The organism is Rhodoluna lacicola, assembly GCF_000699505.1.
Lineage (GTDB): Bacteria > Actinomycetota > Actinomycetes > Actinomycetales > Microbacteriaceae > Rhodoluna > Rhodoluna lacicola.
This window is the reverse complement of sequence record NZ_CP007490.1, coordinates 367,450-386,574: the sequence shown is the minus strand read 5'-3', so window position 1 is coordinate 386,574 and position 19,125 is coordinate 367,450. Positions and strand designations below refer to the sequence as shown.

General features: G+C 53.1%; 20 protein-coding genes. 8 read left to right on the top strand and 12 right to left on the bottom strand.

Annotated elements, in window-relative coordinates:
- Window positions 1-39: 39 nt before the first annotated feature.
- Window positions 40-387, bottom strand: a complete 348-nt coding sequence (locus RHOLA_RS01870; protein WP_038501985.1) for a twin-arginine translocase TatA/TatE family subunit — start codon at window positions 385-387, stop codon at window positions 40-42.
- A 70-nt stretch (window positions 388-457) separates the two neighbouring features.
- Between RHOLA_RS01870 and RHOLA_RS01865 the strand changes: the two genes are divergently transcribed.
- Entirely contained in the window at window positions 458-1,087 is a 630-nt protein-coding gene (locus RHOLA_RS01865) for an O-methyltransferase (RefSeq protein WP_038501984.1), read from the top strand.
- A gap of 38 nt (window positions 1,088-1,125) precedes the next feature.
- Here RHOLA_RS01865 and rlmB read toward each other — a convergent pair whose 3' ends face one another.
- From rlmB to RHOLA_RS01845, 4 genes are read right to left on the bottom strand one after another with little or no spacing between them, the layout of a single operon-like run.
- Window positions 1,126-2,358 carry a 23S rRNA (guanosine(2251)-2'-O)-methyltransferase RlmB gene (gene rlmB, locus RHOLA_RS01860; RefSeq protein WP_038501983.1) on the bottom strand — a complete coding sequence of 411 codons (1,233 nt, stop codon included), beginning with the start codon at window positions 2,356-2,358 and terminating at the stop codon, window positions 1,126-1,128.
- Window positions 2,358-3,815: a cysteine--tRNA ligase gene (gene cysS / locus RHOLA_RS01855; RefSeq protein ID WP_038501982.1), complete on the bottom strand. Its 1,458-nt coding sequence runs from the start codon at window positions 3,813-3,815 to the stop codon at window positions 2,358-2,360. Before cysS ends, rlmB begins: the two co-directional genes overlap by 1 nt.
- A gap of 4 nt (window positions 3,816-3,819) precedes the next feature.
- A complete protein-coding gene (gene ispD / locus RHOLA_RS01850; protein ID WP_051636185.1) occupies window positions 3,820-5,025 on the bottom strand; it encodes a 2-C-methyl-D-erythritol 4-phosphate cytidylyltransferase in 1,206 nt (401 codons plus the stop codon).
- A 7-nt stretch (window positions 5,026-5,032) separates the two neighbouring features.
- Window positions 5,033-5,524 (bottom strand): CarD family transcriptional regulator, encoded by a 492-nt coding sequence (locus tag RHOLA_RS01845; RefSeq protein ID WP_038501980.1) that lies wholly within the window; start codon window positions 5,522-5,524, stop codon window positions 5,033-5,035.
- A gap of 100 nt (window positions 5,525-5,624) precedes the next feature.
- Between RHOLA_RS01845 and RHOLA_RS01840 the strand changes: the two genes are divergently transcribed.
- Window positions 5,625-6,122 carry a hypothetical protein gene (locus RHOLA_RS01840; protein WP_038501978.1) on the top strand — a complete coding sequence of 166 codons (498 nt, stop codon included), beginning with the start codon at window positions 5,625-5,627 and terminating at the stop codon, window positions 6,120-6,122.
- A gap of 68 nt (window positions 6,123-6,190) precedes the next feature.
- Here RHOLA_RS01840 and RHOLA_RS01835 read toward each other — a convergent pair whose 3' ends face one another.
- Together RHOLA_RS01835 and RHOLA_RS01830 are read right to left on the bottom strand one after the other, a co-directional pair.
- Window positions 6,191-6,877 carry a response regulator transcription factor gene (locus RHOLA_RS01835; protein ID WP_038501976.1) on the bottom strand — a complete coding sequence of 229 codons (687 nt, stop codon included), beginning with the start codon at window positions 6,875-6,877 and terminating at the stop codon, window positions 6,191-6,193.
- Window positions 6,877-8,031: a sensor histidine kinase gene (locus RHOLA_RS01830; protein WP_096334817.1), complete on the bottom strand. Its 1,155-nt coding sequence runs from the start codon at window positions 8,029-8,031 to the stop codon at window positions 6,877-6,879. Before RHOLA_RS01830 ends, RHOLA_RS01835 begins: the two co-directional genes overlap by 1 nt.
- 145 nt (window positions 8,032-8,176) lie before the next feature.
- Here RHOLA_RS01830 and phoU point away from each other — a divergent pair, with 145 nt between their 5' ends.
- A complete protein-coding gene (gene phoU / locus RHOLA_RS01825; protein ID WP_038501975.1) occupies window positions 8,177-8,827 on the top strand; it encodes a phosphate signaling complex protein PhoU in 651 nt (216 codons plus the stop codon).
- A gap of 65 nt (window positions 8,828-8,892) precedes the next feature.
- On the opposite strand, the gene RHOLA_RS01820 is transcribed toward phoU, so the two are convergent.
- Window positions 8,893-9,648 carry a phosphoglyceromutase gene (locus tag RHOLA_RS01820; protein WP_038501973.1) on the bottom strand — a complete coding sequence of 252 codons (756 nt, stop codon included), beginning with the start codon at window positions 9,646-9,648 and terminating at the stop codon, window positions 8,893-8,895.
- Between the two features lie 57 nt (window positions 9,649-9,705).
- Between RHOLA_RS01820 and RHOLA_RS01815 the strand changes: the two genes are divergently transcribed.
- Entirely contained in the window at window positions 9,706-10,497 is a 792-nt protein-coding gene (locus tag RHOLA_RS01815; protein WP_038503706.1) for a class I SAM-dependent methyltransferase, read from the top strand.
- Between the two features lie 25 nt (window positions 10,498-10,522).
- On the opposite strand, the gene RHOLA_RS01810 is transcribed toward RHOLA_RS01815, so the two are convergent.
- From RHOLA_RS01810 to RHOLA_RS01795, 4 genes are all read right to left on the bottom strand, one after another.
- Window positions 10,523-11,605 carry an FUSC family protein gene (locus RHOLA_RS01810; RefSeq protein WP_051636184.1) on the bottom strand — a complete coding sequence of 361 codons (1,083 nt, stop codon included), beginning with the start codon at window positions 11,603-11,605 and terminating at the stop codon, window positions 10,523-10,525.
- Window positions 11,605-12,669, bottom strand: coding sequence for a CAF17-like 4Fe-4S cluster assembly/insertion protein YgfZ (gene ygfZ / locus RHOLA_RS01805; protein ID WP_051636183.1), 1,065 nt, complete (start codon window positions 12,667-12,669; stop codon window positions 11,605-11,607). The genes RHOLA_RS01810 and ygfZ overlap by 1 nt, the downstream gene beginning before the upstream one ends.
- 3 nt (window positions 12,670-12,672) lie before the next feature.
- Entirely contained in the window at window positions 12,673-13,278 is a 606-nt protein-coding gene (locus tag RHOLA_RS01800) for a heme-binding beta-barrel domain-containing protein (protein ID WP_038501969.1), read from the bottom strand.
- A 120-nt stretch (window positions 13,279-13,398) separates the two neighbouring features.
- Window positions 13,399-13,662, bottom strand: a complete 264-nt coding sequence (locus RHOLA_RS01795) for a hypothetical protein (protein WP_038501967.1) — start codon at window positions 13,660-13,662, stop codon at window positions 13,399-13,401.
- A 68-nt stretch (window positions 13,663-13,730) separates the two neighbouring features.
- On the opposite strand from RHOLA_RS01795, the gene RHOLA_RS01790 reads away from it, so the two are divergent.
- From RHOLA_RS01790 to RHOLA_RS01775, 4 genes are all read left to right on the top strand, one after another.
- Window positions 13,731-14,420 (top strand): response regulator transcription factor, encoded by a 690-nt coding sequence (locus RHOLA_RS01790; RefSeq protein WP_038501966.1) that lies wholly within the window; start codon window positions 13,731-13,733, stop codon window positions 14,418-14,420.
- A 94-nt stretch (window positions 14,421-14,514) separates the two neighbouring features.
- A complete protein-coding gene (locus tag RHOLA_RS01785) occupies window positions 14,515-16,644 on the top strand; it encodes an RNA degradosome polyphosphate kinase (RefSeq protein ID WP_038501965.1) in 2,130 nt (709 codons plus the stop codon).
- On the top strand, window positions 16,644-17,588 hold the full coding sequence (locus tag RHOLA_RS01780; RefSeq protein ID WP_038501964.1) for an NUDIX hydrolase: 945 nt from the start codon (window positions 16,644-16,646) through the stop codon (window positions 17,586-17,588). Before RHOLA_RS01785 ends, RHOLA_RS01780 begins: the two co-directional genes overlap by 1 nt.
- 4 nt (window positions 17,589-17,592) lie before the next feature.
- Entirely contained in the window at window positions 17,593-19,104 is a 1,512-nt protein-coding gene (locus RHOLA_RS01775; protein WP_051636182.1) for an SDR family oxidoreductase, read from the top strand.
- Window positions 19,105-19,125: the final 21 nt, after the last annotated feature.

Below are 19,125 nucleotides of genomic sequence, written 5' to 3'. Positions count from 1 at the left end.
AAAAACTAAGTAGCCTCGCAGAGCCTAGGTCTGAAGCCATCAAGTGGCTTCAGAATCAAACGGGGCCTGCTCGCCAGGGGCCAACTTGGGCTGCAGCTGAGTCTTTGGCTTATTCAGAGCGGTGGCATTTGGTGCGGAAACCACATCTTCAGCCAGCGCTTCACGAATAATTCTGCGCGGGTCATACTGACGCGGGTCAAGCTTCTTCCAGTCCAGCTCCTCGCCGATCTCATTAGAGAGTTGGTCTTTGGCGCCATCGGCCATTCGCTTCGCCGACTTAGCAAAGCGCGCCAACTGCTGCGCGTAGTGCGGAAGACGGTCTGGCCCCAAAATGAATACGGCAATCAGCCCCAGGATCAGGAGTTTCTCGCCGCTTAGTCCAAACACCCTTTTAGGTTACCTCTTCTATGCAAGGCATTGCCCCGCTCGCGCTTTATGCTGTAAGCCAAGGAGTCCCATGGTAGACAAAATCACAAGCTGGAAGTTCGCAGAAGACTTTGCGACCGAATCTGAAGTATTCCGCGATGCCCGAGGCCGCGCCGAAGAACTGGGAGTTGAATGCATTACCCCAGCAGTCGGTGCTCAGCTGGCCATGCTTGCCTCGGCGCTCGGTGCTAAAGCCATTGTTGAAGCCGGCACCGGAACCGGGGTATCGGGGTTGTGGTTATTGAGTGGATCATCGCAGGCCGTGCTTGCCACGATTGACTCAGAGACAGAAAACCAGATGATTGCCAAGCGCGCTTTCAACGAGGCCAAGATTCCAGCGAATCGAACTCGAGTAATTCACGGGCGCGCAATTGACGTGATGAGCAACATGGCCGATGCTGCCTATGACTTAGTTTTTCTTGATGCGGACCGCGAAACCCTAGAGGAGCAGCTGCACGAAGCATCGCGTTTGTTGCGCCCGGGTGGAGTGGTTGCAATTGCACACGCGCTTTGGCGTGACCGAGTGCCAGACCCAGCGATGCGTGATGATGCCACGGCAATTTACCGAGACGTCCTGCGTTTCTTCAGCAACAATGATGATTTTGTTTCAGCACTATCCACCGCGGGCGATGGCCTGATGTTGGCAAGCAAGCGTGCATAAAAAATTCCCCTCGATCACTCGAGGGGAATTTTTTAGTTCTACTTTTTACCTTTGGCTATCGCCGCGCGACGCTTTGAAACTTCGTAAAGAGTCACGCTGGCCGCAATTCCTGCGTTTAGCGATTCGGTGTCTCCGGTAATTGGAATCGAAACCACCGCGTCGCAGTTTTCAGTCACCAAACGAGACAAACCTTTGCCCTCAGATCCAACCACCAGCACCAGCGGCTCGGTGCCAAGTGAGAATTCTGGCAGGCTCATGTCTCCGCCACCGTCAAGACCAACAATGAAGCAACCGCGCTTCTTCAGATCCTTCAAAGTTGCGTTTAGGTTTGCAGCTAGGGCCACCGGAATACGGGCGGCCGCTCCGGCTGATGTCTTCCAAGCAGATGCGGTCACACCGGTTGAACGACGCTGCGGCAAAATCACTCCCTGCCCGCCAAAGGCAGCAACCGAACGAATGATTGCACCAAGGTTTCGAGGATCGGTGATTCCATCCAGCGCCACCAACAGTGGTTTCTGTCCGCGAGAAAGAATTAGATCTAGCAGCTCCATTGGGTGCTGGTACTTGTATGGCGGAACCTGAAGTGCGATGCCTTGGTGCACCGAATCAAAACCGGTCATTCGGTCAATCTCAGGGCGGGTTAGCTCGGTAACGGGAACACCGCGAGCAGCTGCAATCTTGATGGCTTCTTTTACGCGCTCATCCATTTCAATGCGAGTGGCTATAAACAAAGCGGTTGCCGGAACCTTTGAACGCAACGCTTCAAGTACCGAGTTACGACCAGACAAAACCTCTGATGCATTCTCAGCTTTAGCTACTCGCTGACCGGCACGTTTAGCCGCACCGGCGGCACCAGCGGTGCGCTGCCCCGGTGCTAAGAATTCACCGCGGCGCGCACCATCGCGAGTTCCAGCGGTTCCGCGTGCTGCTCCTGAGGTACCCGCGCGACCAGACGCTGCACCGGCGCGACCGGCAGCTGCGCGTGGAGCAGCCTTACCGGTTCTGGCGCTGGCGATCTTTGGGTCTAGCTCCGAAGCAAACTTTCGAGCGGTTGAAGAGTTACCGGCACCCTTACCCACAATCTTGATGCCAAGAGCTGCGGCCTTGCGCTCGGCGGCCTGCTTTGCCTTGAATGCTTTGTGGTTCTTGCGATCCTCAGCCTTTGGGGTTGGCCCGCGGCCTTCCAGACGCTGCTTGTTGTTTCCACCGGAACCAACCTTGCCGCCCTTTTTGCTTTTTGCCGCTCCTGGGCGACCTGGTTTTCCAGCCATTAACTAACACTCCAATGGGTTCCGTCGGCAGCATCCTCGAGCACGATGCCCGCTGCCTTAAGTTGATCTCTAATTGCGTCTGATCGCGCAAAGTCTTTTGCAGCACGGGCCGCGTCTCGTTCGGCGATCAAGCTAACCACCAAAGTTTCTAGCGCCTCGTCTTTCGCAGCACCACCGGTTGTGCCAGAGTGCGCGGCCGCCTGCCAAGCCTGTGGATTGATTCCCAGGACCTCGGTCATCGCGTGAACCTCAACCAGCGCATTCGCTGCTGCTGGAAGATCTTCGGCGTCCAAACTGGAGTTACCACCGCGCACGGTTTCGTGCAGTGCAGCCAGCGCCGCTGGTATGGCCAGGTCGTCATCCATGGCGCTGACAAATTCAGTGGGCAACACCGATAGCAGTTGCGCTGCCGCCACTGGCTCGGCGGCAAACTTTGTGCCTGCCAGTCGGCGGGTGGCTCGGTCAATGAAGGTTTCAATTCGCGATACTGCCGATTCGGCTTCGTCAAGCACGCCCTCGTGGTAATCCAATACGCTGCGGTAATGCGCCGAGCCCAAGTAGTAGCGCACCGCAATGCCGCGACCGGCATCCAGAAGATCGCTGGCAAAAATGGAGTTGCCCAAAGACTTTGACATCTTTTGACCGGAAACATTGACCAAGCCGTTGTGCAGCCAGTAGTTGGCGAATTCATCGCCGGCAGCGCGGGACTGAGCCAATTCATTTTCGTGATGCGGGAACCTTAGGTCTAACCCGCCGCCGTGAATATCAAACTTAGTGCCCAAGTATTTTGTTGACATGGCTGAGCACTCAATGTGCCAACCAGGGCGACCTTTACCTTTGCCGTCGCCGAACGGCGTGTGCCAGGAAGCAGATTCTGGTTCGCCAGGCTTGTGCGCTTTCCAAAGAGCAAAATCATGCGACTCGCGCTTGCCGCGCTGCTCGCCATCGTCCGATGATTCCATCTCGGTGATTCGCTGATTGGTCAGCTCGCCGTAGTCTGCCCACTTGCCGGCTGAAAAATAAACATTCGCCGAACCATCGTCGGCAACATAGGCGTATCCGTTATCAATCAGGCGCTGAATGATTTCAATCATTTCTGGAATTGCAGCGGTTGCTCGCGGTTCATAAGTTGGAGCCTGAATTCCCAGCGCTGAGTACGCGCTATTAAATTCCAGCTCGTATCGGTAAGCCAGTGCCCACCACTGCTGACCTGTTTGCTTGGCGTTGTCTAGAACCTTGTCGTCAATGTCGGTGACGTTGCGCACCAGAGTTACGTTGTGACCGCGAACGGTCAGCCAGCGACGAAGCTGGTCGTAAACCAAGGCAGAACGAAGGTGACCAACGTGCGGTGCGCCCTGAACCGTTGGGCCGCATAGGTAGATACCAACCTGACCTGGAACGATGGGTGCAAATGCACGCACGGCTTGGGCTTTTGAATCAAACAGGCTGAGGCTCACGAGGCTAGCCTACCTTTGGGGCTGTTGTTGGCCCTGAATTGGTGTGCGCAATTAGCGCGGTAGCTACCGCGGCCACTCCCTCTGCATTTCCTAGAAAACCCAGGCCATCGGTTGTGGTCGCGCCCAGAGTCACCGGTGAGCCAATAATGTCGGTTAGAACCTTTTCAACCTCGGCACGCATCGGTGCAACTTTTGGACGGTTGCCAATTATCTGAACCGCAACGTTTCTGACTGAAAAACCTTTTTGCTGCAAAAGTTTGAGGGTGGCCTCAATGAACACTCGGCCATTTGCCCCGGCAAATTCCGGACGGTCCACACCAAAATTCGCACCGATGTCGCCAAGCCCCGCGGCCGACAACAACGCATCGACAATCGCGTGGCTGACTGCATCGCCATCACTGTGACCGTCAAGTCCGCGCTCACCTGGCCAAATAACCGTGCCAAGGTAAAGCGGCTTTTCAGCATCCGCTGTGAAGCGATGCACGTCAGTGCCGATTCCTGTTCGCAAGCTGCCATCCGAATCTGCTGCAACAAAACGAAGTTCTGCAGCGGTCAAGTCATCGGCGGTTGTAATTTTGAAGGCGCGCTCATCACCTTCGATGGCATTCACCTGCATACCGTGTGCCTGCACCAGCGAAGCGTCATCGGTGTGTTCGGCAGTTGTTGCAGCGTAGGCCTTTAGTAATTCCTTGGCCACAAAACCCTGCGGAGTCTGCGCAACACGAAGTGCCTCGCGATCTACGGTTTCACGCACCACATTTGCGTCAACTCGCTTAACGGTGTCGGCAATTTTCATTACCGGCACAACACCTAAGCCGGTGCGACGCACCTCGCTGGCCACGCGGGTAAACAACGAGGCCGGAGCCAACGCGCGCGCGGCGTCGTGCACTAAAACAACTTCTATTTCTGGGTCGATCACGCCAAGTGCATTTGCAATTGACTGCTGGCGAGTTTGGCCACCAACTACAACGTCGAAGCGAACGTTTTTACCGGCCAGAGCAAGCTCAATAATTTCCACGGTCTGCGCCTCGTGACCGGCTGGAACGGCAACGATTACCTGCTCAAGAGCCGGAACCTCAGCAACGTTTTCGAGCGCGTGCTCAATCAGGGTTTTTTCGGCGAGAGTAACAAAGGCTTTGGGTTTGTCGGCACCCAGTCGTGTGCCCAAACCAGCAGCAACAACGACCACCGCTAAATCGCGACTGGTCATTTAAGAACTACTTTCCTGGAGTTGCTAGAACCTTGTCGAGTTCTGCAGAAGCTTTTTCTTCGTCGCTCTTGTGAGCCAGCGCAAGTTCTGAAACCAAAATCTGACGAGCCTTGGCGAGCATGCGCTTCTCTCCGGCAGAAAGACCGCGGTCCTGGTCGCGGCGCCATAGATCGCGAACAACCTCAGAGACCTTTACAACATCGCCCGATGCAAGCTTTTCTAGGTTGGCCTTGTAGCGGCGAGACCAGTTGGTCGGCTCCTCGGTGAATTCAGCGCGAAGAACGCCGTAAACCACCTGAACACCCTTTTTGTCGATCACGTCTCGAACACCAACCATGTCAACGTTCTCAGCTGGAACCCAAATGGTCAGGTCACCCTGCGCAACTTTAAGCTGCAGGTACTTCTTTTTCTCGCCACGGATTGTCTTGTCAGCGACCTCAACGATCTTTGCTGCTCCGTGGTGTGGGTATACGACTGTTTCGCCGACTTCAAACTTCATGCGGGTGATTACCTCTCAGAAACCACAATTTTACCACAGGGACAGGCCTTAACAAAGGGCTAAACTGGGAGGGTTGTATTGCGCATCCCAGGAGGAAAAATTGGCTATTCGTAAGTTTGCTGCCGTCGTTATTGCTGCATCGGTGCTAGTTGGCACAACTGGATGCACATTCAACAGCCCAGTGGCTTCGCAGATCGATTACGCTCCTGCCGATGGCTCACAGGCAGACCTAGAAAACCTAAAGGTTCGTAACTTTATCTACCTAACTAACGGCACCCAGTCGGCCCTTACCGGCTCAATCGTGAACTCAGGCCTTGAGCCAGCGGTCTTAAAAATCCAATACACCGATGCTGCCGTGAACGAGACCAAAGAGGTGACTTTCACCGTGAATGGTGGCCAAAAGATTGATCTTGGCTACAACGGTGGTCAGGCGCTGGCCATCAACCTTGGCGGCAAGGCCGGCGGCGTAGTGCGCATCAACGTGGCGGAGGGCTCAGGCACTCCGGTAGAGGTTCGTGTGCCGGTACTTGATGACACCTTCGATTTCTACAAGAAGATGGTGGATTCACTATCAGTAGTCGAGCCATCGGCTAAATAATTCTTAAAAGAGAAATCCCCCACCGATTTGATGGGGGATTTTTTGTTGCGGTAGGTTCTTTGCTCCGCTTAGGCCTCGAACTTATAGCCGAGTCCCCTTACGGTCAACAGGTGAACTGGCCGAGCCGGATCATCTTCAATCTTTGAGCGAATGCGCTTGATGTGAACGTCAAGAGTCTTGGTGTCACCAAAGTAATTCGAGCCCCAAACCCGGTCAATAATCTGACCGCGGGTTAGCACTCGATTGGCGTTCTCAAGCAATAGCTCCAGCAGTTCAAATTCCTTGAGTGGCATCGAGACCCGCTCGCCGTGCACCTCAACGATGTGGCGATCCACATCCATCCGCACAGAGCCAACCTCAATCACGCCAGGGGTGTCACTAACCGGCACCGCATCGGTGTGACGACGAAGAACAGCTTTCATTCTCGCCAGAAGTTCACGAGTGGAATAGGGCTTGGTCACGTAGTCATCAGCACCGATTTCCAGACCCACGACCTTGTCAATTTCTGAATCCTTGGCGGTCAACATGATGATCGGCACCTGTGATGTTTGGCGAATAATTCGACACACCTCGTTGCCGCTTATGCCAGGCAACATCAGATCCAGCAGGACCAAATCAATGTTGCCCTTCTCAAAATGTTCAATGGCTTGCGAGCCATCGGCAGCCTCTACCGTTTCAAAGCCTTCTTTTTTCAATAGGTAAACAAGCGGCTCACGAAGCGATTGCTCATCTTCAACAACTAATACTCGAGTCATTATTTTTTACTTCCTGTGGCATCAATTGGAGCTGTGGCTAATGGAATACGAATTGTGAAGGTTGAACCGGCGCCAACCTTTGATTTGACTTGAACCTCACCAAGGTGCTTTTGGGCTATGTTTTTTACCAAGCTGAGCCCCAACCCAGTGCCACCAGTGGCCCGTGAACGGCTTTGGTCAACCCGGTAGAAGCGTTCAAAAATTCTGTCCAGATCGTCAGTGGCAATTCCGGCACCCTTGTCCTTGATTGCGATCTCGGCAACTCCACTTTTCTTGCGCAGTGAAATTGATACCGGTGATTCGGTATCGGAGTAAGAGATTGCGTTCTCAATCAAATTCTTTGCGGCGGTGGTGAGCAATTCCAAATCACCAAAAACCCGAATGCCATCGGTGGTTGAAACCTTCAGTTGGATTTTCTTTTTATTTGCTAAGACCCGATTGCGATCTACTGCCTCGGCAACAACCAACTGTAGGTCAACCTCTGAGGTTCCACCCGCGACGTCTGCAGATTGGACTCGCGAAAGCTGAATTATGTCTTGCACCAATTGAGTAAGACGCAAAGATTCGGTTTCAAGGCTCTTGGCAAATTTGCGAACCTGCTTTGGATCGTCTGCCGCAGATTGAACTGCCTCTGCAAGCAAACTGATTGCACCAATCGGGGTCTTTAATTCATGAGAAATGTTGGCCACGAAATCGCGACGAGTTTCTTCAAGATTGTGAGATTCCGTGCGGTCTTCGACCAGAAGCAGCACGAAGCCCTCACCCAGGTGCAGGGCGCGAGAGTTTACCCAGATGGTGGCATCGCCAATTTCTGATGCCAGAGCAAAATCCTTGACTCGAGCCTTGCTGCTCTTTTTTGATTTGCGCGCCTTATCGACCAAAGCAACCAGCTTTGGGTGAACCAAATACTGATCGCGGACCAGGCCAAGCGCAAAGGCACTGCGGGTGGCTCGAACGATTTTGTTGTCTGAGTCCAGAACCAAACCGGCGGTAGCCAAAGCGTGCAGGGCACCGGTAATTCCATCGGGGATCACCTGGGCTTTTTGCTGGGCATCCTGGGCTTTGCTAGAACTCCAGACGATTAGTCCGGTCGCAACTGAGCCAGTAACAAAGGCAAGAATTACCGATGACCAGAATTCCCAGGAGTAGCTCACGATTCAAGACTAGGTGATTTGTTTCCTTGGTTAACAGCCCAGAACCCGCTAAAAATAGGGAATTCTTGGGCAGTTCAGTAAAAGTTTGGCCTTTGTTTACCTTTGCCTGCGATTCTGCACAGGAATTCAAACGAGAGGTGCCCGCGTGCGCGAGATTTTCCAATCCCAGTTGCAAGAGGTTCAAGCCCGCCTAGTTGAGATTGCCTCAGACTCGGCCAGAGTGATCGAGAAGGCTTCAAAGGCTTTCACCACCTCAGATGCCACCCTGGCCGATGAAGCAATTGCGATCGCCGACGCTACCGGCAACAAGGCGCTGGCTCTTGATGAGCTCGTTATCAAGATCCTGGCGAAACAATCTCCTGTTGCTCGCGATCTTCGCGTTCTGGTTTCGGCGCTTCGAATCTCTGCCTCGCTTGAGCGCATGGGTGCCCTTGCCGGTCACATCGCCGCGATTGCTCGCTACCGCTTTCCAGGCTCAGCGGTTCCTGCATCGCTTGCCGGTACCTTCGCCGAGATGGGTCAACTAGATGTAAAACTTGCCAAGCAGGTTGTTGAACTTCTAAAAAACACCGATGCAGATTTTGCGCGCGAAATCCAGGCGCAGGATGCCCGAGTTGATGAATTGCACCGTCACGTATTTGACGTGGTGCTTGGAGATGACTGGAAAGAAAACGCCATGTTCACCGTGGATGTGACCTTGGCAAGCCGCTACCACGAGCGCTTCGCTGATCACGTGGTTGACATTTCCTCGAAGGTTAGTTACCTAACCACGGGCGAATGGGCCGAGACTGAATAAGCCAAAAAATGCCTCCCAGGATTGGGAGGCATTTTTTTATAAAAGCGTTTTACTTCTTATTTCACTTATTTTTTATTACCCTGTGCAGCAACTGCAGCAGCGCCAGCGGCTGCAGCCTCTGGATCTAGATACTCGCCACCGGCAACAACCGGCTTGAAGTTTTCATCCAACTTGTAGACCAGTGGAATACCGGTTGGAATGTTTAACTCGGCGATGTCTTCATCAGAAACACCATCAAGATGCTTAACCAGTGCGCGAAGTGAGTTTCCGTGAGCAGTAACCAAAACAGTCTTGCCGCTCTTTAGCGATGGCTGAATGTCAGACAGCCAGAATGGCAGCATGCGCTCAAGCACATCCTTCAAGCATTCGGTCTTTGGAATCTTGTCACCAAGATCTGCGTAGCGCTCATCGTGGGCCTGCGAATACTTATCGGTGTCTTCAATTGGTGGCGGAGGCACGTCAAAGCTGCGGCGCCAAGTCTGGAACATTTCTGGTCCGTACTCGGCCAAAGTCTGTGCCTTGTCCTTGCCCTGCAGTGCCCCGTAGTGACGCTCGTTCAAGCGCCAGTCGCGCTGCACATCAATCCAACTGCGGTCGGCAGCGTTCAATGCAATGTGCGCGGTGTTGATGGCACGCTTCAAACGAGATGTGTAAAGAAGATCTGGCTTTAGACCCGACTCAGCTAGCAGTTCGCCTGCACGCTTTGCCTCGGCGCGACCCTGGTCACTAAGGTCAACGTCCACCCAACCGGTGAACAGGTTTTCCTGATTCCATACCGAGTTACCGTGGCGCAAAAGAATAAGTGTGTATTTGGCAGTCATCCAGCCAGTTTAGCGTGAGCCCGCTTGAGACTTATCGGGCCGAGGTAGATTGTGTCTGTGGCAGTACGCAAGCCGATAGGCACAATCACCAGGGGAACAACTAACCCCAATCGCCTTCGCCGCATCGATCGCTTCATTGCTAGCCAGCCGCTCCTCAGACAAATTCCAACACCGATTGTGGTTGACCTGGGCTTTGGTGCCTCGCCAATTACCGCGGTTGAACTGCTCTCACGATTGCGCAAAGTGAATTCGCACACACACGTGGTTGGTATTGAGATAGATAGAGAACGAGTGGAGCGTGGGCTTGCAGTGGCGCACGAACACCTGCACTTTACCCATGGTGGATTTGAAACTCCCCTGCCAGCAAATCTGGCACAGCAGGCAGATGTGATTCGCGCCTTCAATGTTTTGCGCCAGTATGACGAATCCCAGGTCGCAGCAGCTTGGCAGCAAATGCAGTCGCGACTTTCTGCCAGTGGAATTTTGGTTGAGGGTACCTGCGATGAGATTGGCAGGTTATCTAGCTGGGTGACCCTGGATAAAAATGGACCAATCAGTTTCACAATTTCTTTGCGACTGTCAGAGTTGGACTTGCCCAGCAAAATTGCCGAACGTTTGCCAAAGGTTTTGATTCACCACAACGTTGCCGGCGAAAAGATTCATGATTTTCTGCAGGCGCTGGATTTGGCCTGGCAATCTAACGCGGGAATTGGTGCATTTAGTGCCGCTCAGCGTTGGGTTTCAACCTGCAAACAATTGGTGGCGGCTGGTTGGCCACTGATTGGTGATCGCAAACGCTGGCGCCTTGGCGAACTGACAATTGAATGGTCGGCCGTCGCACCCAATTAGCTTGAGCAAGCACGGCACAGCAAGCTCAAACCTCAGGAAGTTCGGCACGAGCGTCGTCCTCACGCATGCCACTGGCACACAGCAAATCAATCAGCAGCGGGCGAAGCAACAGCAACACCGATGCCTCTCTGAGCTGATCAGCAATACCAAAGCGCTTTGGATCAAGCTGGTGAATAACATCCAGCAACATGGCTCTGGACTCGGCAAGTGCGTCTGGGCCCTCAAGCCCCTTAGCCAACACAGCGGTGGCCGCAGAAATTTGGGAGAACAAATCGGCCAGGTAGGCACGCGGCTTTCCGTCGCGAATTAAAAAGTCAACACGGCGAACGACCACTCGCAGGTTTCTAGTTGCTAAATCCATGCCGCGCATCAGGCGAACCTGATCGCTTAATTCCTCGCGGTGCTTTTTCATAAATGGTGAAATCTTTGAGACAGAGATTGCGCTGTCTAAACTCATGCGCCAGTTATCAACTAGGGGTTGTGATCCGCGAACGCGAACAAGAGCTGCGTCGGCAACTTTTACATCGGCGGTGCGCACCGCGGCTTCAAGGGCGTCAACCGCATTAAGAAAAACACTAAATAGTTTTCCGGCATCTTTAGAAGCCGAACCCATTGGGTCGCGTGGAATAAATGCGGTGAACAAAAGTGCAGTCAATCCGCCAATCACACCATCAAGGCTTCTGATGAATGCTCCGCCCTCCGGTGCGGGCATGATGTAAACCAGCATGGCCTGACTAGCCACGGTCAACGCAAAGGCTGCCGTGCCCGACAGGAATCTTGCCGCGATAAGTGCAATCAGCAAGACGATGGAGGTCTGCCATATTCCACCACCGATAAGCAGCAGCATTACTTCGCTAAGTGCAATGCCAACCACCATGCCAATTGCTGTCTGCAGCACTCGGCGAATTCTGGCATCACGGGTGAAACCAAGTGAAGCAATAGTTACCGTGACCGCGAAGATTGGATTCTTGTGACCTAAAAGAAAATACGCAATCGCATAGGCAGCAGTTGCTGCGGCCACGATTTGCAGGATCGAAGGTAGCGAATCCAAAACTCGCTGCAGCGAGGTCCTGACGGTCCAATTAACTTTTGCGGGCTTGATTGCCACTAGTGCTTTCCACCCATCAACAAATTGCGCTTGGGTAGGTTGGCCGCCTTACCCGCGCTGGCTGGAACAATCACCTCTTGGGCCGCATCAATCTCGCCGCTTTCACCGCGAACCACCAACGGTGCATCTTCCGGAACCGAGCGACTCAATAGCGCCAGCGCAATCGGACCGGATTCAAAGTGCTGGGCCGCAATAGTGACGTGTCCGCGCGACCGCTCCTCAACCACGCCGTTTTCTCCGACCACAAAAACTTCATCACCGGCAGAAGGCAAGAAATGACCCGAACCATCCAGGTGCAAGAAAGTAAGTCGGCGCGGTGGGTGACCCAGATTGTGAACCTTGGCCACGGTTTCTTGACCGCGGTAGCAACCCTTGGACATGTGCACCGCGGTGGACATCCAGTCAAACTCGTGCGGCAATGCCTTGGTATCTACCTCGGTTAGCTGTCGCGGCCGATGAGCTGCAACACGCAAGGCGTCGTAGGCCATGGTTCCAGCCTTTTCATACTCAGCCAAAACAGCTTCAACTTTATTTACTTCAACAAGTGATTCGGTCCACTGCCACTTGGCTGGTCGTGCCATTGAGTAGCGCACACCACCGGTGACAACTCCGGGCCACGGATCTTGCCATATCAAAGCCACGCCATTTGAAATATAGGCATGTGGAATGCCAGCACCGATTTGCCCAATCACCGAAAAGTCACTTGACCGATCGGCAACTTCAACTTTCATGCGGAAAATCATTTTGCTTAGCCAAGCCAAGAAACTTTTGCGGCCTTCTGCCTCGATTACCAACCAAGAGGTTTCGCCGTCATCAAGAAAGTGAATCACCTGTTCAATGTGCCCGTTGGGGTCAAGCAGCAGAGCCTCGGCGGAAACACCGGGCAAAAGGTTTTTGAGATTTTGTGAAAGCAGCGAATGCAGCCAGTCAAGTCGATCTGGTCCGGTTACTGTGATTATTCCGCGAGCGCCCAAATCAACTGCTGCGGTGCCTGCGGCCAAGTTGCGCTGCTCGATATTTGGGTTACCAAAATGTTCTTTTGCGTTTTGCTCAGCCGCGCTCACGATTTACTCCACTCGTTCGAGGCGCGCGGATGCGTGGGGCTTTAGGTCTGCACCAGGCAGCGCAATTTCCCAAACCCACAGCAGGGCGTTTTCTACCAGCCCAAATAAGCGGGTTGAGTGTCGGTAGGTTTTTGCAGTTTCAAAAGCTGTTCCGTAAGCGGAGGCAAGGTCTACACGAGCGCCCTTGATTTTTCCGTTGTAAAGCTCAGCCATTCCGCCAGGGTGCAAAACGGAAACTTGAATATCAAAGCCACCCTCTTTATTGCGAAGCTTCTCTAAATCTTCGTGCGTCTGCAGGCTCTTCTCACCAACGCCAATCATCAGGCCTGGCCCGTGATCTGCTGATTCACTTGGTCGGGCAATTCTCCAGTAGCCAAGTTCGCTTGGCAGGATTGTTCCCGCTTCATCAATTAGTTCTGCCGACGAAACATAAGTCAGGGCATTCGAACCATCGTGGGCAAATTCGATTCGTTGCTTGAACTCGCGCTCGATTGGCGCTTCATCGGTGTCATTCAGCTTGTAACTAATGATTCCGGTACCTTCCCATTTACCAACCAGGAAGGCGAAGGGAGTGAGCTCCAGCGGTAGCCCCTCAGGAAATACGAACAACTATTTCTGACCCTTGAACAACTTGTAAAGCACGAGCGCTGAAACTCCCGCGATAGCCAAAGAAGCCAAGACCAATAGTCCGGTAAAGAAAATCTCAAGTGCTAGCAACATGTTTAAAGTCTAACCTTTCAAGAAAAGGTACGCGGTGGCCACTGCCAGAATCAGATAGCTTCCCCCACCCACGTAAACCAATTTGCGCACGAAGCCCTCTGCGTTGTTTTGGAACAGTTGCAACAGCGAGACGGTGGCTATTGATCCGGCCAAGACGGCACCAAAGGATGCCTCAACGTTTTGACCCTCACTGCTGAAACCAATCACCAGAATCAGAGTTTCGGCGGCGACCAACGCCCAAATGATAATGATCTGGGCCCATTTCGCTTTCACAAGGCAATCATGCCTTAAGTCCGCATAAATAAAGGGCTAAACTTTAGCCAAGCGTTTTGGGAGAGATCATGGCTCAACTTCTAGTTTTGTCAGCGACAGCTGAATCAGAGGTGCTTCCTGCGCTGGGCCTGCTAATCCACCGGGTACGACAGATCCCCGCGGAACCCGCAAATCTTGTAAATGCCCCGGGTCACGACCTTATTTTTCTAGACGCCCGCAGAGATCTGGCCGGAGCCAAGTCACTGGCCAAAATCCTCGTCGCCACCGGCCTCAGTGCGCCCCTAATTTTGGTGGTCACTGAGGGCGGGCTGGCCGCTGTAAGCGCCGAGTGGGGCGCCGCCGACATTGTGGTTGAAGGCGCCGGGCCCGCCGAGCTGGACGCCCGGATTCGGCTGGCGATTGGCAAAGCCAAGCAAGTTGAGGGCAGCGACAAGATTCACGCCTCCGGGGTGGTCATTGATGAGGCAAGCTATTCGGCCAAGGTAAACGGACGACCACTGGACCTGACTTATAAAGAATTTGAATTGCTGCGCTTTTTAGCCCAGCACCCGGGCAGGGTTTTCACTCGTGAACAACTCTTGAGCGAAGTCTGGGGCTATGACTACTTTGGTGGCACCCGCACGGTTGACGTTCATATTCGCCGCCTTCGAGCCAAATTGGGCGATCTAGAGGCGCTAATTGGCACAGTGCGCAACGTGGGTTACCGCTTCAACATCGACGAAAACGCCGACTCCCTGACCAATTCGGTCTCCGAATAAAGGCAAAACACCCATAAGAATGCCCTGAAAGGCATTTACCAGGCCGTAAAACTGCGGCTACCGGCAAGCAACCTGGGCGTGGCAGGATTGAAGAATGTCTTCAGAAGAAACCATGTCTATCTCGTTGCCGGATTTCGGCACCGAATTAGCCCCAAATCGCTACCTTGACCGCGAGCTCAGCTGGCTTGCGTTTAACCAGCGCGTCTTGGAACTGGCCGAAGACCCAAACCTTTACTTGCTTGAAAGAGTGAACTTTCTAGCGATCTTTGCCTCAAACCTTGACGAGTTTTTCATGGTTCGCGTTGCCGGTCTCAAGCGCCGCATCGCCACCGGACTGGCAGTGACCTCAAGCTCTGGCCTTTCCCCGCAAGAGGTGCTCAGCCAAATTAGCCGCGAAGCCCACCGACTGCAGGAGCGTCACGCTCAGCTGTTCATTGACACCATCAAGCCGGCGATGAAAGAAAAAGGCATTCGCATTGTGCGCTGGGTGAACCTGGAAGATTCTGAACGTTCTTTGCTACACGACTACTTTCAAAACCAAATCTTCCCGGTACTGACTCCGCTTGCGGTAGACCCTGCTCACCCTTTTCCTTACATTTCAGGCTTGTCACTGAATCTTGCTGTGGTCCTGAAAAACCCAGACACCGATAAAGAACACTTTGCCCGCGTCAAGGTTCCACCGCTGCTTCCCCGTTTTGTGCGCATCCCAGGCAATAGCGGAGTTCAAGACGCCCGATTCGTTCCGCTCGAAGATATCATCGGTGAGTACTTAGGTTTACTTTTCCCAGGCATGCAAGTTTTGCAGCACCACACCTTCCGCGTTACGCGCAACGAAGACCTTGAAGTCGACGAAGATGAGGGCGAAAATCTTTTGCTCGCGCTAGAGAAGGAATTGCTGCGTCGCCGCTTTGGTCCACCGGTTCGCCTTGAAGTTGCCAACGATATCAACCCAGAGGTTCTGGAGCTGTTGATTCGTGAGTTGGACATTAGCGATGAAGATGTTTATCACTTGCCATCACCACTTGACCTGACTGGTCTTTTTGAAATTTCATCGCTCAAGCGTGCCGATCTGCACTACCCACCGCACCAGGTAATTACTAATCGCTACTTGCAACCGGTGGAAGACAAAGACGTCAGCATTTTCTCGGCAATGCGTCAGCGCGACATCCTGATGCATCACCCATACGAGTCTTTCTCTACATCGGTGCAGGCATTCGTTGAACAGGCTGCGGCAGATCCAAAGGTTTTAGCAATCAAGCAGACCCTGTACCGCACCTCCGGTGATTCACCAATTGTTGATGCACTGATTGCGGCAGCCGAGGCTGGCAAGCAGGTGCTGGCCCTGGTTGAGATCAAGGCTCGTTTCGATGAGCAAAACAACATTGCCTGGGCCCGCAAGCTTGAGCAGGCTGGCGTGCACGTGGTTTATGGAATCGTCGGCTTGAAGACGCACTGCAAGTTGGCCTTGGTAATTCGCCAAGAAAAGGGTCAGCTTCGCCGCTACTGCCACGTGGGCACCGGGAACTACAACCCAAAGACTGCACGCTACTACGAGGACTACGGTCTACTTACTTCGCGCGAATCTGTCGGTGAAGACCTAACCAAGCTGTTCAACCAGCTATCCGGCTACGCACCAGAGGCAGAATTCAAGTCCTTGATGGTTTCGCCAAACGGAGTTCGCGAAGGGCTAACGGCCCGCATTGAGCAAGAGATTGCCAACAAGCTAGCCGGTAAGGATGCCCGGATTCGAATCAAGGTCAACTCGCTGGTTGATGAGCAGATTATTGATTCGCTATACAAGGCCTCAAACGCGGGCGTGCCCGTAGAAATCTTGGTGCGTGGAATGTGCGCATTGAAACCGGGCGTACCTGGGCTAAGTGAAAACATCAAGGTTCGATCGGTGCTCGGCCGTTACCTAGAGCACTCAAGAATTTTTGCTTTCGCCGGTGGCGGCGACCCCGCTGTTTTCATTGGCTCTGCCGACATGATGCACAGAAACCTAGACCGCCGTGTTGAGGCTCTGGTTCGCCTCTCGCAACCGGATCACATTCGTGAATTGAACTCGCTGTTCGAAACAGCAATGAGCGATTCCGTTGCGTCTTGGTATCTGGCCGAGGATGGCAACTGGACCCGTCACAAGGTAGATGCAAACGGAAACTTGTTGATTGATCTGCAGGATCAAATCATGAAAGAAGTACACGCCAAGCGCAACGTTCGAATCTAATGACAATTTATGCAGCCGGTGCCATTCTGTGGCGCGAAGAAAAAGGCAAACTTCTAGTGGCACTGATTCATCGCAATCGCCACAATGACTGGAGTTGGCCCAAGGGCAAAGTCGATCCAGGTGAGTTGCTACCGGTTACTGCCGTTAGAGAAATTGCTGAAGAAACCGGACTCAAGATTAAACTTGGGCCACGTTTGAAAATTGTGAATTACAAAATTCCTAGCGGCACACCAAAAGAAGTTCACTACTGGGCTGCGCGAGTAACTCCAGCGGCACTTGCCAAATCAAAGTTCAAGCCCTCTGAAGAGGTCGAAAGCGTTGAGTGGCGCACCCCAGAGGAAGCTAGAAAGCTTCTTACCTATGAATTCGATAGCGAAGTGCTGGACGAACTTCTGGCTATCTATAAGCGCGGACAATTGAGAACCAAGCCGCTAATTGTTTTGCGGCATGCCAAAGCAACACCCCGAACCGACTGGATGAATGGTGAGGCAATTGATGATGGCAAGCGACCACTCTTGCCCGAGGGGTACGCCCAGGCAAAACAGTTGGTTAAGTTACTTGGTGCCTTTGCACCCAAGAGAGTAATTACCAGCCCGTGGTCTCGATGCCTAAATACAGTTTTGCCGTACGCCAAGAAGAGAAAACTAAAAATCATCGAGCGCTCTCAACTAAGCGAGCTCGGCAATAAAAAAGGCCCCAAGCGCACCAAGAACGTCATCAACGACATAATCGAATATGGCCGGGCATCGGTGATCTGCTCACACCGACCGGCTCTCCCTACAATTTTTGAAACACTAGCGAAGCATGCGTCGGCAGCCCATAGGGATCAACTGCAAGAGGGAACCACTTTGAAGCCAGCCGAGATGATTGTTATTCATCTGACCACAAAGGATGATGGCGAGAATAGAAAGATAGTTTCTGTGGAGCGCTACGGCGTAATCTAGAGCCATGAACTCATCGGTGAGCCAAGGCCTTCCCCTACTGAAGAACGAATCCGGAAAGCCTGCGCTCTGCCTGGTCACCGGAGCCACCGGCTACATTGGTGGTCGCCTAATCGTGGAACTGCTCAAGCATGGTTATCGAGTTCGAATTCTTGCCCGCAATGCCGATCGATTGAAATACCACCCGTGGATTGACCAGGTTGAAGTCTCCGAGGGTGATGCCCATAACCCCGATGTCCTAGCCGAGGCAATGATAGGTGTTGACGTTGCCTACTATCTGTTGCACGCGTTGATGTCTAAAGACAACTTCGAGCAAGAAGAACGCGATATGGCAAAGGGATTTGGTGAGGCGGCTAAAGCATTGGGCGTCAAGCGAATTGTTTACCTAGGCGGAATCATCGCGCCAAACGAAGTTATGTCTCCGCACCTGCAGGCCCGGGCCGAGACTGGAAAGATTTTGCGCGAGTCCGGAGTAGCAACAATTGAACTGCGAGCCGGAGTGGTGATTGGTTCTGGTTCGGCATCTTTTGAAATGTTGCGCTACCTGACCGAGCGCCTGCCAATCATGACCGTTCCAAAGTGGGTCAACGTGCGCATTCAACCCATCGCGGTGCGCGACGTGCTGAGATATTTGGTGGGTGCCGCAAGCATTAACCCAACCATCTCGGGAGTATTTGATATTGGTGGGCCAGAAATATTCACCTACAAAGAGATGATGCAGCAATACGCAGAAGCTGCCGGATTGCCAAGGCGAATTATCATTCCGGTTCCAGTGCTTACCCCAAGGCTCTCGAGCGGCTGGGTTGGTTTGGTTACTCCGGTTCCCTACACACTGGCAAAGCGTCTGGTAGCCAGCCTAAAGAATGAGGTGGTCGCCGCCGACGACAGCATTCGTGGTCTAATTCCAGATCCGGAAGGCGGGCTGACTCCATTCAAGCGCGCGGTGCAACTTGCGCTTACCAAAATCAAAGATGCCCGCGTAGAAACCAGATGGAGCGATGCCTCTGTTCCTTGGACTCCATCTGAGCCGCTACCCACTGACCCCGATTGGGCCGGTGGAACTTTGTATCGCGATGTTCGCATCGTGCACTCCCCTGATTCAATTGAAGATGTTTGGAAGCGCGTAGAAGCTATCGGTGGTGACAACGGTTACTCTCTAGCGACCTGGGCTTGGGAGGTTCGCGGATTTATCGACAAAATTTTTGGTGGAGTGGGATTGCGACGAGGACGCAGAGACCCAAACCAATTGCAAGTTGGTGACGCGCTTGATTTTTGGCGAGTTGAGGAAATCATTAGACCCAAACTTTTGCGCCTGCGCGCCGAAATGAAAATGCCAGGCTTGGCCTGGTTGGAGTTTGGGCTGGAGGAAGATGTTGAAACCGGTGGGACAATTCTGACCCAGGTGGCAATCTATGCGCCAAAAGGTCTATTGGGACACGCATACTGGTGGTCAGTTTGGCCGATGCACGGGCTGGTATTCCCCTCAATGGCAAAGAACGCAGCACTGACTAAGAAATAAAAAATCAGCGTCGGTTAGGCT

What these genes read in the sequence shown, in the direction of transcription:
- RHOLA_RS01865 (WP_038501984.1), top strand. Translation starts at nt 458, where the DNA reads ATGGTAGACAAAATCACAAGCTGGAAGTTCGCAGAAGACTTTGCGACC.
- rlmB (WP_038501983.1), bottom strand. Translation starts at nt 2,358, where the DNA reads ATGGCTGGAAAACCAGGTCGCCCAGGAGCGGCAAAAAGCAAAAAGGGC.
- ispD (WP_051636185.1), bottom strand. Translation starts at nt 5,025, where the DNA reads ATGACCAGTCGCGATTTAGCGGTGGTCGTTGTTGCTGCTGGTTTGGGC.
- RHOLA_RS01845 (WP_038501980.1), bottom strand. Translation starts at nt 5,524, where the DNA reads ATGAAGTTTGAAGTCGGCGAAACAGTCGTATACCCACACCACGGAGCA.
- RHOLA_RS01835 (WP_038501976.1), bottom strand. Translation starts at nt 6,877, where the DNA reads ATGACTCGAGTATTAGTTGTTGAAGATGAGCAATCGCTTCGTGAGCCG.
- RHOLA_RS01820 (WP_038501973.1), bottom strand. Translation starts at nt 9,648, where the DNA reads ATGACTGCCAAATACACACTTATTCTTTTGCGCCACGGTAACTCGGTA.
- RHOLA_RS01790 (WP_038501966.1), top strand. Translation starts at nt 13,731, where the DNA reads ATGGCTCAACTTCTAGTTTTGTCAGCGACAGCTGAATCAGAGGTGCTT.
- RHOLA_RS01785 (WP_038501965.1), top strand. Translation starts at nt 14,515, where the DNA reads ATGTCTTCAGAAGAAACCATGTCTATCTCGTTGCCGGATTTCGGCACC.
- RHOLA_RS01780 (WP_038501964.1), top strand. Translation starts at nt 16,644, where the DNA reads ATGACAATTTATGCAGCCGGTGCCATTCTGTGGCGCGAAGAAAAAGGC.
- RHOLA_RS01775 (WP_051636182.1), top strand. Translation starts at nt 17,593, where the DNA reads ATGAACTCATCGGTGAGCCAAGGCCTTCCCCTACTGAAGAACGAATCC.